This is a genomic window from Streptomyces sp. NPDC034049, assembly GCF_055575575.1.
In genome coordinates this window covers 29,085-41,261 of sequence record NZ_JBVISJ010000012.1, presented here as the reverse complement: position 1 = coordinate 41,261, position 12,177 = coordinate 29,085, and the positions used below count along the sequence as shown (strand labels likewise).

Genomic DNA, 12,177 nt, shown 5'->3' with positions numbered 1-12,177 from the left:
CCGACACGGGGGCCCCGGTCCCCACCGGCATGGTCGGCGATACCACCCCCGCACCGCAAGGTCCGCCTGGTCACACCAGGCGGACCTGCACGAACGACCCTGCCGTCAGCCGAGCGTCTGCGCCGCCGTCGGGGAGGAGTCCTTCAGGAACTGGGAGCAGCGCTCGTACTCCTCCTGCTCGCCGATGTCCCCGGCGGCACGGGCCAGGGCGTGCAGGGCGCGCAGGAAGCCGCGGTTCGGCTCGTGCTCCCACGGGACGGGGCCGTGGCCCTTCCAGCCGTTGCGGCGCAGGGCGTCCAGGCCGCGGTGGTAGCCCGTACGGGCATAGGCGTACGACTCCACGACACTGCCCCGCTCGTAGGCCTCGTCGGCGAGCTGGGCCCAGGCGAGGGAGGAGGTGGGGTACTTGGCGGCGACGTCGGCCGGGGGCGTGCCGTTCGCGAGCAGCTCGCGGGGCTCCGGGTCGTCGGGGAGGTGCGTCGGGGGCGGGCCCCCGAGGAGGTTCTCGTGAATCGTCATGGGTTCCAGTCTGGCTCATACGGGCGCGGCCGGTGGCACGGGCCGGGGACGGTTCAGTCACCCGGTCCGAGGCCGCCCGATCCCCTGTCGCCCGCCCCTCTCTCCCCCGCCTCCAGCGGCGGCGACACCACCCCGCAGTGGGTCCGGCACTCGGGATGACGGCAGTCCGGCTGCGGGCGGCGGACCGTGGTGTACGACAGCACCGCGCCCACCACCAGCGTCGCGGCGCAGACGATCATCGCCGTGCCGAACGCCTCGTCGAACTGGGTCGCCGACCGGTACGACTCCGGGCCCATCCCCGCGATCAGCGGCAACGCGGCCACGGCTACCAGACCGGCCGCGCGGGCCGCCGCGTTGTTGATGCCGCTCGCCAGGCCCGCGTGCTCGGTGTCCACGGAGGCCAGGACCGTCGCGGTCAGGGGCGCGACCAGGGTGACCATGCCCAGGCCGAGCACGAGCAGCGCGGGCAGGACGTCGAGGACGTACGACGCGTCCGGACCCACCCGCAGGGCCAGCAGCATGCCCGCCGCGCACAGCAGCGGGCCGACGGTGAGCGGGATCCGGGGGCCGATCCGTTCGCCGAGCGCGCCCGCGCGGGAGGAGAGCAGGAGCATCAGGACCGTGATGGGGAGCAGGGCCGTGCCCGCGCCCAGTGCGGAGTATCCCGACACCACCTGGAGCTGGAGCGCGGCGAGGAAGAAGAAGCCGCCGAAGGCCGCGTACACGCACAGCGTGACCAGGTTGACCGTCGTGAACTGGCGGGAGGCGAAGATCTCCGGCGGCATCATCGGGTCCGGGCGAGCTCGTTCGACGTACACGAAGGCGACGCCCGCCGCGACACCGGCGACGGCCGAGACGGTCACCACCACCGAGCCCTCCGCCGCCTCGATCAGGGCGTACGTCACCAGCGCCAGCGACGACGCGCCGAGGAACGCGCCGAGCACGTCGAAGCGGTTCTCGTGGGCCCGGCCGTCGCCCGACTCGGGGACGTGCCGGGTGGCCACGGGCACGCAGACGAGCGCCAGCGGGACGTTCAGCAGGAAGACCCAGCGCCAGCCGGGCCCGTCCACCAGCCACCCGCCGAGGAACGGGCCGACGGCCGCGCCGATGCCGCCGAAGCCGGACCACAGGCCGACGGCCCGCGCGCGGTCGTCGGGGTGGAACGAGGCCTGGATGAGGGCCAGCGAGCCCGGGGTGAGCAGCGCCCCGCCCACGCCCTGCAACGCGCGGGCCGCGATCAGGACGCCGACGTTCGGGGCGAGACCGCACAGCAGGGACGCCACGGCGAACCACACCACCCCGATCACGAACACCTTGCGCCGGCCGAAGCGGTCGCCGAGTGCGCCGCCCAGCAGGATCAGCCCGGCGAGGGTGAGCATGTACGCGTTGACGGTCCACTGGAGGGCCGCGAGATCGGCGTCGAGGTCCTCGCCCATCCGGGGCAGGGCGACGTTGACGACCGTGGAGTCCAGCAGCGCCATGCTGGAGCCGAGGATCGTGGTGAACAGGATCCACTTGCCCTGGGGCGAGGCGAGCCGGATGTCGGGCATGGGTCAGGTATACAGCGGCCCTCGCACCCACGGCGAGCCCGGCGCCGTGGTGGCACCGGGCTCGTCGTACGACAGTGACGTACGCGGGGGGGGCTACTTGATCTTCTGGCCCGCCGAGCGCAGGTTCTGCGTGGCCTCGACGACACGCGCGGCCATGCTCGCCTCGGCCAGCTTGCCCCAGGTGCGGGGGTCGTAGGTCTTCTTGTCGCCGACCTCGCCGTCGACCTTCAGGACGCCGTCGTAGTTCTGGAACATGTGGGCCGCCACCGGACGCGTGAAGGCGTACTGGGTGTCGGTGTCGATGTTCATCTTGACGACGCCGTTCTCCAGGGCCGTGCGGATCTCGTCCTCCGTCGAGCCCGAGCCGCCGTGGAAGACGAAGTCGAACGGGGACTCCTTGCCGAAGCGGGAGGCCACGCCCTCGTTCAGCTCCTTGAGGAGGTCGGGGCGCAGCACGACGTTGCCCGGCTTGTAGACGCCGTGGACGTTGCCGAAGGACGCGGCCAGCAGGTAGCGGCCCTTCTCGCCGAGACCCAGCGCCTCGGCGGTGCGGATCGCGTCGTCGACCGTGGTGTAGAGGGAGTCGTTGATCTCGTGGGAGACGCCGTCCTCCTCGCCACCGGTCGGGGTGATCTCGACCTCCAGGATGATCTTCGCGGCGGCGGCGCGGGCGAGGAGTTCCTGGGCGATGGAGAGGTTGTCGGCGAGGGTCTCCGCCGAGCCGTCCCACATGTGGGACTGGAACAGCGGGTTGCGGCCGGCCTTGACCCGCTCCTCCGACACGGCCAGCAGCGGACGTACGTAGCCGTCGAGCTTGTCCTTCGGGCAGTGGTCGGTGTGCAGGGCGACCGTGACGGGGTACTTCTCGGCCACGATGTGCGCGAACTCGGCGAGGGCGACGGAACCCGTCACCATGTCCTTGCTGTACTGACCGCCCAGGAACTCGGCTCCGCCGGTCGAGATCTGGACGATGCCGTCGCTCTCCGCCTCCGCGAAGCCCCGCAGCGCGGCGTGCAGCGTCTGGGTCGAGGTCACGTTGATGGCCGGGTAGGCGAACTTGCCTGCCTTCGCCCGGTCGAGCATCTCGTTGTAGACCTCGGGGGTTGCGATGGGCATGGTCCGCTCCTTGTATGTGCGGGTGGCGTTGTGCTTACGGTCCCTGACCTAGGGTTGCGACGTCATCGTCGGCCCCATCCTTCCAGACGGGACCCGATGCTCCGGCCAGGGTGTCCGGAACTGGTCGGTAACCGCTGACCTTGGTGTTCTCGACCGTGCCGACAGTCGTACGAACGTCGGCCGGGACCTCAGTCGAGGCCCAACTCGTCCTTCGAGAACGCGAACCGGTACGGGACGCCGGCGCCCGCCTCGATCTTCTCGGCGGCACCGGTGGCGCGGTCGACGATGGTGGCGACGGCGACGACCTCGGCGCCGGCCTCGCGGACGGCCTCGACGGCGGTGAGCGGGGAGCCGCCGGTGGTGGAGGTGTCCTCGACGACGAGGACCCGACGGCCGCTGATGTCCGGCCCCTCCACCCGGCGCTGCATCCCGTGCGCCTTGGCCGCCTTCCGCACGACGAACGCGTCCAGCCTGCGGCCGCGCGCGGCGGCCGCGTGCAGCATCGCGCCGGCGACCGGGTCGGCGCCCATGGTGAGACCGCCGACCGCGTCGAAGTCGAGGTCGGCGGTCAGGTCGAGGAGCACCTGTCCGACCAGCGGGGCGGCCTCGCCGTCGAGGGTGACGCGGCGCAGGTCGACGTAGTAGTCCGCCTCCAGACCCGACGACAGGGTCACCTTGCCGTGCACCACGGCCTTGTCCTTGATCTGCCGCAGCAGAGATCCACGTACGTCCACGTCAGTCATGGCAGTCAGCTTAAGGGGGCCCTTATGTCCGCTTACAGGCGTGTCCGCTTACAGGCGACGCCAGGTCCAGGTCGTGGTGGCCTCCAGCGGGTCGATGGGGGTGACCAGACGGGGGTGCGTGTTGAGGCCGTTGGGCGGGCCGGTCTGGGGTTCGACGCACACGGCCTCCGCCTGCTCGTCGTAGACCACGACCCACTCCTCGCGCGAGGCCACCTTCAGCTCCAGCCGGTCCGGCCAGGTGAGGGTGACGTCGACGCCGTCGGGCATGCCGAAGCAGTCGTCCCAGGGGCCGGGGCGGGGGTCGACGCGGTTGCCGGTGGGCAGGTGGTCCGCACCGCGCTCCTCCTGCCAGGCGGGCCGGAAGTCGATCCGCACGTCCTCGCCGCCGTCGGCCAGACTCCGGTTGAACCAGGGGTGCCAGCCGATCTGCGCCGGGAAGGAGGAGTCGTACGTCTCCACGGACATGGCGAGGGTGAGGGTGTCCGGGGTGAGGGTGAACATCTGGGTGACGCGGCCGGGGTAGGGCCAGGGGTCGACCAGGTCGTACGTGAGGACGGCTTCGCCGGCGTCGTGGCGGGCGACGCGCCAGGCACCCTCGCGGGTGGTGCCGTGGATGGCGTGGGGCGGGGCGTTGAGGGGCATCTGCCGCACGCTGCCACCGCTGAGGAAACGTCCCTCCCGGATCCGTCCGCACCACGGCACCATCGGGAAGCAGCCGAACCGCTCGCCCTGCCGCAGCAGCTCGACCCCACCGACCCGCAGCCCCGCCACCCGGCCACCGTTCCCCGGCACCAGCACGACCTCCGCGTCACCCGCGGCCAACGTGATCTCTTCACTACTCACCCCTCGACCCTACTGGTCGACAGGACGGGGGAGTTAGGGGACGGGGGTGGGTCGGGGGAGCCGACGGGGGGGAACTGCGGAGTACGGCGCTCGCGGCGGCTTCCCCGGCGCCGGAGCCTGAGGCGGGGCCAACGGCGAGAGCGCGGTGCTCGGCAGAGCGCGGTGCTCAGCGTGGTCGTCGGCCCGGGCGCTCAGCGGCGTTTGCGCAGGGCTCGGCTCACGATGATGGCCGAGGCCACGGCCAGGGCCGCCGCCGGGGCCGCCCAGCGGAGTGTCGCGCTCGCGGAGACCGTTTCGGGGGCCGGGACCGGGGCGTACCGGCCGCGTGGTGGGGCGTGGTCGACCTCCTCCGCGCTGCGGCCGATCATCGTCCGGCGGGCGTGCGCGGCCTCGGCCGGTGGTTCGTCCCCGGCGACGAAGCCGCCCTCCCCGAAGGGGTCCGGTGCCGGCGGCGGGACGTCGGTCTCGAAGACGGAGGCGGACGACTCGTCCTCGGCGGCAGCCAAGGGTTCCTCGTCGGCGGCAGCCGAGGGATCCTCGTCGGCGGCAGTCCCGGACTCGCCCTCGACAGAGACCTTGGGCTCCTCCTCGGCCGAAGCCGGGGGCTTGGCCCGTTTGTCCTCGTCGGCGGTGGCCTCGTGTGGCTCGGGTTCCGGGCGGGTCGTCAGGTTCTCCGTGAACCTCTCCAGCAGGCGGGTGGCCGCCGAGGTCACCGCGTCGGGTGGGAGGTCGGTGATGCGGCCGGTGGCGTCGGCGCTCGCGGAGCAGGTCAGGGTGGTGCCCTCGGCGGTCGGGACCAGGCGGAGGGTGAGCGTGAGTTTCACCGTGCCGGAGCCCCGGACCTCGGCCGCGTCCCCCTCCACGACGTAGGAGCCGTCGTCCTGGGGGTTCACGCGCAGGGTGCCGCGATAGGTGATGGTGTGCCCCGCGACCCGTACCTTCAGGCGCCCCGCGACCGGCGGCGTGCCCGCGTCCTGCTGGAGCCCGGGGACCGCTCGGGCCACCCGCTCGGGGTCGGACAGCGCCTCCCGGAGGCGGCCGACGGGAACCGGAACGAACACCTCATGCTCCATGGCAGTCGAGCCTACCCACGAGGCCCCGCACCGCACCCGTACATACGCGTTATTGCTCGTGTTCCGCCCACGCGGCCCCACACGCCCCACCTCGCCACCTACGCGAAGCGAAACACGTCCGGCCACCGCTAGCCCGCGTACCTCGGGTGCACCAGCGTCGACGGGGGCAGGTCCCGCACCCCGTCGGCGGCGGCGAGCCGGGTGATGCCGGTGCCGAGGGCGAGGCGTGGGCGCCGGCCGTCGTCGAGGCTGGTCGCCAGGACGAAGCCCCAGTCGTGGGGCGTGCGGAAGGTGTGGGCCGTACGGTCGGGGCCGGTGACGAAACCGGGGTCGGCGGCGGCGACACCGTAGGGCGTGGTGCGCAGCCCGGCGGCGCGGACGGTCGCGTCGACCGTCCAGAACACCTGCTGCCGGGAGGCCACCGGCCCGGCGTGCACCACCATGCGCCCGTCGGCCGCCAGGACCTCGCGGGCCAGCCCGTAGAACTCCTGCGAGTACAGCTTGGTGCTGGCGGTGATCCCGGGATCGGGGAGGTCCGAGACGACGACGTCGTACCGCTCGGTCGGCCGGGCGCCGCGCAGCCAGGCGAAGGAGTCCTCCGTGTGGACGCGGACCCGGTCGTCGGCGTAGGCGTGCTGGTTGAGCGCGGAGAGGGCCGGGTCCGTGCGGGCCAGGCGCACCACGGCCGGGTCGATCTCGACGATGTCCACGTGGCGTACGCCGTCGTGGCGGAGCACTTCGCGGGCGGCGAGGCCGTCGCCCCCGCCGAGGACGAGGACGCGGGCGTGCGGTCCGGCGGCCATGGCGGGGTGGACGAGGGCCCGGTGGTAGCGCCGCTCGTCGGTGCCGCTGATCCGGAGCCGGCCGTCGAGGTAGAGGGAGAGTGGGCGGCCGTCCCGGCCGCCGGTGAGGACGACCTCCTGCCGGCCGGTCTGCAGCGCGACCCGTACGTCCTTGCCGTACACCGCGCGCCGGGCGGCGCGCTCGAAGTCGTCGACGTGTACGGCGGCGGTGGCGAGGAGACCGAGGACGGCGAGGTTGGTGACGAGCAGGAGCCAGCGGGCGCGGCGGGTGAGGTCCCGGTGGAACAGGCCGAGCACGAGCGCGCCGCCGACCAGGGCGTTGACCGTGCCGGTGAGCAGGGCGCCGGTCAGCTGGCCGAGCCAGGGCAGCAGGAGGAAGGGGAAGGCGAGGCCGCCGACGAGCGCGCCCACGTAGTCGGCCGCGAAGAGGTCGGCGACCGCGCCGCCCGCGTCCTGGCGGCGGATGCGCTGGATCAGCTCCATCAGCAGCGGGACCTCGGCGCCGATGAGCAGGCCGATGGCCAGGGAGAAGGCGACGAGGAGATAGCGGGAGCCGCCGGCCCACATGCCGCCCCAGTCGCCGGTCCAGGCGAACGCCGCGTACAGCGCGAGGGCGCTGCAGCCGCCGACGAGGGCGAGGGCGGCCTCGATGGCGCCGAAACCGAGGGCCGCGCGGGGGCGGAGGCGTTTGGCGGCGAGGGAGCCGATGCCCATGGCGAAGACCATGACCGAGAGGACCACGGAGGCCTGGGTGACGGAGTCGCCGATCAAGTACGAGGCGAGGGCGACGAGTTCGAGTTCGTACACGAGTCCGCAGGCGGCACAGACGAACACGCCGGCGAGGACGAGGAACCGGCCGATGCCCGGGCGGACCGGGAGCAACGCGTGGGCGCCGGGGCCGCCATGGCCGCCGGGACCGCCGGGACCGCGCCAGGGGGGAGGGGCGCCGGGGGGTGCGGGGGCGTGCGGCTCGATCACTCCTGGCACGCTACCGTCACGGTCACGCTGCGCTGTGTCACCCACACGGGTGGTCTGCGACGCTTGGCCGGGTGCGTAATCGCTCGGGAGTTCGGGTGGGTGGGGCGGGTGCGGCTCCGGTGGGGCTTCTCGCGCAGTTCCCCGCGCCCCTAGAAGCCAGGCCCTGCGGGCCTGAAAAGCATGGGGCGCAGCCCCTGCTTTTCAGGGGCGCGGGGAACTGCGCGAGACGCTCCACGCACCCGGAGCCGCCCAACCACCCGAACCCCCGAGCTCTCAGGCACCCGTCACAGCGCGGCGGGCACCGACACCCGCACCCCCACCCTCGTTCTCGTGGCCACCAGTTGCCCGTCCTGGGGATACGCGTGCCAGGTACGCCAGTGCACTTGCCCCTCGTACCGCTGCGCGAGCATCGCCGTGAAGGCGTGCGGGCTGCCGGGGAAGACACCGGCCAGCCCGTGCGGATGATCGGAGACGAGCGCCAGCAGTTCCTGCGCGCGCCCCGCGAAGGACCCCGGCGACAGGACCTCGACCCGGGCGGCGAATTCGTACTCCCAGTCGCCCACACGTTTGGCCACACCGAGCGGTAGCGGTGTGCTGGATCCCGGGATGCACGCGACCGTCTCCGAACAGTGGCTCCCCCGCTCCTCCTCCAGGAGTACCTGGTGGGACGCGCCGAGCAGTCTCAACTGCAGCTTCGCACCGGTGAGTTCCAGGTCGAGCGTGGCGAGCGCGGGCAGCGGCTCGCGTCCCAGCGCCCAGGCGAGGTCTGCCGCGCGCGTGTCGGTGTAGGCGGTGTTCAGGGTCGTGAGCATGGATCGGCTCCGCAGCGACGCAAAGAGAAAGAGAAGAGGGGTGGGTCCGGCGCACCCGGTCGGCGCCGGGAGCTGTGGCCCGGTCAGACAGGTCGGGTGAGGACGACGTCCCGGTCGGTCCGGTCAGCCAGGTCAGGCCTGCCGGGAGGGACGTCCGGGGGCTGCGTTGGCGATTTATAGGGAATCATGAACTGTGGTGTAACCACAGCGTTTTTACCCAACTTGACGTGCTTTCCATCCCCCCGAGGGCTGCCCAGCTCAACTGTTCAACCGGGCGTGCGCCCCATCGATCGACACGCTCCCCGCGCGCCCACCGAGCCGGGCGCGCGAACTCCCGGGAGCGCCTGCCGGACAACCGGGCCCACCCGGCGTACTCAGGCGTGAAGTGACACCACACCGGTGCGCCTGCCCCGTTCTGACGGAACTACACACGCGAGCGCCCGCCGGGAGGTTCGTCCCGGCGGGCGCTCGTGTCGTGGAGCTCGGCTGCCCCGTGTCAGCTGCCTCCACCGCATCCGCCCCCGCCACCGCAGGAGGACCCGCCACCGCAGGACGAGCCACTACTGCTGCCGCACGAGGATCCACTGCTGCTGCCGCACGAGGACCCGCTGCTGCCGCAGGACGAGCCACCGCCGCCGGACGACGAACCGCGGTCGTCGTGCGACGAGGAGTGCGACGATCCCGAGTCGCCGACGGTCGCCGCCCCGAGCACCCACCAGCTGTTGTCCGAGCTGCTGCTGTGGGAACCGCTGTCGCTCCGGCTGCCGCGGTACGCGCTGCCGCCCCGGGCCGCCGACGGACGGCGCCGCGCCGCGTGCCTCCTCCGGCGGTTGTTGGCGGCGACAACGGCCACCGTCCCCACGAAGACCACCGCCAGAATGATGCCGATCACCGCGATCGCGTTCATGGCGTCACCCCTCCCCTCTTGTTCTTGGTCCCCCGAAGCGACCCCCCGTGGGTGCCTCGTTCATGTGCCTGTCGCGGGGGTGCCCCCCGCGGGTGACCGCTCGAACCGGGTCGAGCAGGTCTGTATGGCGCGGTCAGCTGCCGCCGCCGCAGCCACCCCCACCGCCGCAGGAGGACCCGCCTCCGCACGACGAGCCGCCGCCGCACGACGAACCCCCGGACGAGCCTCCGGACGAGCCCCCGCCCGCCCACCAGCTGCCGCGGCGGGCGCGTCGCCTGGAGTTCCTGACGACCCCGATGACGATGGCCAGACCGATGGCGCTGACCAACAGGATGGAACCGACTTCCGCCATGGCCACCCTCCCCTCTCCCCTGCATGTGTCCCCCGAAGCGACCCCCCGTGGGCGCCTCGCTCACCTGCGTGTGGCGGGGATGCCCCCGCCGACGACCGCTCAAAGCCGAGTTGAGCAAGTCCAGAGCTTCGTCCGCGGGCGGACCTGCTCAGCTGCCGCCACCGCAACCGCCGCCACCGCCGCCTCCCCCACCGCAGGAGGACCCGCCGCCGCACGACGAGCCACCACCGCAGGAGAACCAACCGCCGCCCCCGTGGGACGACCTGTGGGACGACCCGTCGTCCGCCCACCAGCTGCGCCGGCGGCTGCGCCGCGCACCTCGGCCGAGCGACGACACCACACCGAACAGGGCTACCGCGCCCATGAAGCAGATGAAGAGGACGTCCATTACGACACCCGCCTTTCGTTCCCCCGTGCAGACCCCCCGTGGGCCGTGCGTGACGGGGGGATGCCCTCGCCTCTCGCGGGTCAAAGCGGAGTTGAGCAACTTCAGAGGGTTCTCTGCGGTCAACACCTTCTGACCTGCGCGGATATTCAGGTCGACGGCCGCTCGAAACCCACACCCGACTTGCGGTTCCGTGGGGCCGCACGAACGCTGGAGCCGAGGGGAGGGACGTGAACGCCTGCGTGGGCGTTGAAGAAGGAGACGGATCATATGTCTGTTCGAAGCATGGCATCGGCGCGGCTCACGGACGGTCGCCCGCAGGTGTTCGCGGGGAGCGACCACGGGTTGTTCACCCGATGGAAGGTCAGCGAGCACCCGGACGCCGGCTGGACCGACTGGCAACAGTTCGACTTCGACCACGGCCGCGTGGTGTCGCTCGCCGCGGCCCCGCTCACGGACGAACGGCCGCAGATCTTCGCCGTGTCCGAAGGCGGCGAGCTGTGGAGCACCTGGAAGGTGACCACCGACGCCAGCGCCGCCTGGGCCGACTGGACGAAGTTCAACGGCCTGCCGGGATCGGCGCGCAGTGTGGGTGTGGCGACCCTGACGGACGGCCGCCCGCAGATCGTGGTCGGCACCGACAACGGTTCGGTGTCCTCGTGGAAGGTGAGCACCCACCCCGACGACGCCTGGTCCGAGTGGTCCTCCTTCGACGGTCCGCCCGCCTGACGTCGGGGAGCACGCCGCCCGGCCGGGGTTTCCCGGCCGGGCGGCGCGTGGGGCGGCGCCTCGGCCGCCACACTCCGAACGCGGGTTGAGGAACTCCGGAGCTTCGGCGCAGGATGACGCCCATGACCTCCAGCTCAAGCCCCGCCCGTACCCCTCGTCCTCCGCTCAACCGGCGGCTCGCCGAGTTCGGGACGACGATCTTCGCCGAGATGTCGGCGCTCGCCCTGCAGACCGGATCGATCAACCTCGGACAGGGCTTCCCGGACACGGACGGCCCCGAGGAGATCCGCGAGGCGGCCGTACGGGCGCTGCGGGACGGCCGGGGCAACCAGTACCCGCCGGGGCCCGGCGTGCCCGAGCTGCGTGCCGCGATCGTCGAGCACCAGCGGCGACGGTACGGACTGGAGTTCGACCCGGACACCGAGGTGCTGGTCACCGCCGGTGCCACGGAGGCCATCGCGGCCGCCCTGCTGGGGCTGCTGGAGCCGGGCGACGAGGTGGTGGCCCTGGAGCCGTACTACGACTCGTACGCGGCCTGCATCGCGATGGCGGGCGGCACGCGCGTACCGGTGACGCTGCGGCCGTCGGAGGAGCCGTCCGAGGGTTCGGGCGACGCGGGCGGGGACCGGCGGTTCCGGCTGGACCTGGACGAGCTGCGGGACGCGGTCACCGACCGGACGCGGCTGCTGCTGATCAACACGCCGCACAACCCGACCGGCACGGTCCTCACCCGCGAGGAGCTGACGGCGATCGCCGAGCTGGCGGTGGAGCGGGACCTGCTGGTGGTGACGGACGAGGTCTACGAGCACCTGGTCTTCGACGACGCCGAGCATCTGCCGCTGGCGTCGTTCCCGGGGATGCGGGAGCGGACGGTCACCATCAGTTCGGCGGGCAAGACGTTCTCGTTCACCGGGTGGAAGGTGGGCTGGGTGACGGCCGCGCCCGCGCTGGTGACGGCGGTGCGCTCGGCGAAGCAGTACCTCACCTATGTGGCCTCTGGGCCGTTCCAGTACGCCGTCGCCGAGGCCCTCGCGCTGCCGGACAGCTACTTCGAGGCGTTCCGCGCGGACATGCTGGCCAAGCGGGACCTGCTGGCGACGGGCCTGAAGGACGCCGGCTTCGGGGTCTTCCGCACGGCGGGCACGTACTTCATCACCACCGACATCCGCCCCCTCGGCGAGACCGACGGCTTCGCCTTCTGCCGCGCCCTGCCCGAGCGGGCGGGAGTGGTGGCCATCCCGAACGCGGTCTTCTACGACCACAAGGAGACGGGGGCACCCTACGTCCGCTTCGCGTTCTGCAAGCGCACGGATGTGCTGGGGGAGGCCGCGAAACGGCTCAGCTCGGCATTCGCGCGCTGACCACCG

General features: G+C 72.3%; 12 protein-coding genes. 2 read left to right on the top strand and 10 right to left on the bottom strand.

Annotated features, from left to right (window positions below; all coding sequences use genetic code 11):
• Nucleotides 1-105 precede the first annotated feature (105 nt).
• The 10 genes from ACZ52C_RS29735 to ACZ52C_RS29690 form a co-directional block, all read right to left on the bottom strand.
• Nucleotides 106-519, bottom strand: a complete 414-nt coding sequence (locus ACZ52C_RS29735) for a DUF3151 domain-containing protein (RefSeq protein ID WP_319106853.1) — start codon at nucleotides 517-519, stop codon at nucleotides 106-108.
• A 53-nt stretch (nucleotides 520-572) separates the two neighbouring features.
• Nucleotides 573-2,069 carry an MFS transporter gene (locus ACZ52C_RS29730; RefSeq protein WP_469077641.1) on the bottom strand — a complete coding sequence of 499 codons (1,497 nt, stop codon included), beginning with the start codon at nucleotides 2,067-2,069 and terminating at the stop codon, nucleotides 573-575.
• Nucleotides 2,070-2,162: 93 nt separating this feature from the next.
• Nucleotides 2,163-3,185: a class II fructose-bisphosphate aldolase gene (gene fbaA, locus ACZ52C_RS29725; RefSeq protein WP_469077640.1), complete on the bottom strand. Its 1,023-nt coding sequence runs from the start codon at nucleotides 3,183-3,185 to the stop codon at nucleotides 2,163-2,165.
• Between the two features lie 188 nt (nucleotides 3,186-3,373).
• The gene (pyrE, locus tag ACZ52C_RS29720) at nucleotides 3,374-3,928 is read right to left on the bottom strand and encodes an orotate phosphoribosyltransferase (RefSeq protein ID WP_086803604.1); all 555 of its coding nucleotides are present in this window, start codon (nucleotides 3,926-3,928) and stop codon (nucleotides 3,374-3,376) included.
• 48 nt (nucleotides 3,929-3,976) lie between these two features.
• Nucleotides 3,977-4,771, bottom strand: coding sequence for an aldose epimerase family protein (locus tag ACZ52C_RS29715; RefSeq protein WP_469077639.1), 795 nt, complete (start codon nucleotides 4,769-4,771; stop codon nucleotides 3,977-3,979).
• A 191-nt stretch (nucleotides 4,772-4,962) separates the two neighbouring features.
• A complete protein-coding gene (locus ACZ52C_RS29710) occupies nucleotides 4,963-5,844 on the bottom strand; it encodes an SRPBCC family protein (protein ID WP_469077638.1) in 882 nt (293 codons plus the stop codon).
• A gap of 128 nt (nucleotides 5,845-5,972) precedes the next feature.
• Nucleotides 5,973-7,625 carry a polyamine aminopropyltransferase gene (locus ACZ52C_RS29705; protein WP_469077637.1) on the bottom strand — a complete coding sequence of 551 codons (1,653 nt, stop codon included), beginning with the start codon at nucleotides 7,623-7,625 and terminating at the stop codon, nucleotides 5,973-5,975.
• Between the two features lie 284 nt (nucleotides 7,626-7,909).
• Nucleotides 7,910-8,437 (bottom strand): DUF2617 family protein, encoded by a 528-nt coding sequence (locus ACZ52C_RS29700; RefSeq protein ID WP_469077636.1) that lies wholly within the window; start codon nucleotides 8,435-8,437, stop codon nucleotides 7,910-7,912.
• Between the two features lie 496 nt (nucleotides 8,438-8,933).
• Nucleotides 8,934-9,344, bottom strand: a complete 411-nt coding sequence (locus ACZ52C_RS29695; RefSeq protein WP_469077635.1) for a hypothetical protein — start codon at nucleotides 9,342-9,344, stop codon at nucleotides 8,934-8,936.
• A 133-nt stretch (nucleotides 9,345-9,477) separates the two neighbouring features.
• Entirely contained in the window at nucleotides 9,478-9,696 is a 219-nt protein-coding gene (locus ACZ52C_RS29690) for a hypothetical protein (protein WP_469077634.1), read from the bottom strand.
• A gap of 655 nt (nucleotides 9,697-10,351) precedes the next feature.
• Between ACZ52C_RS29690 and ACZ52C_RS29685 the strand changes: the two genes are divergently transcribed.
• Together ACZ52C_RS29685 and ACZ52C_RS29680 are read left to right on the top strand one after the other, a co-directional pair.
• Entirely contained in the window at nucleotides 10,352-10,810 is a 459-nt protein-coding gene (locus ACZ52C_RS29685; RefSeq protein WP_469077633.1) for a DUF8189 domain-containing protein, read from the top strand.
• A 113-nt stretch (nucleotides 10,811-10,923) separates the two neighbouring features.
• Nucleotides 10,924-12,171, top strand: coding sequence for a pyridoxal phosphate-dependent aminotransferase (locus tag ACZ52C_RS29680; RefSeq protein WP_469077632.1), 1,248 nt, complete (start codon nucleotides 10,924-10,926; stop codon nucleotides 12,169-12,171).
• The last annotated feature ends 6 nt before the right edge of the window (nucleotides 12,172-12,177 follow it).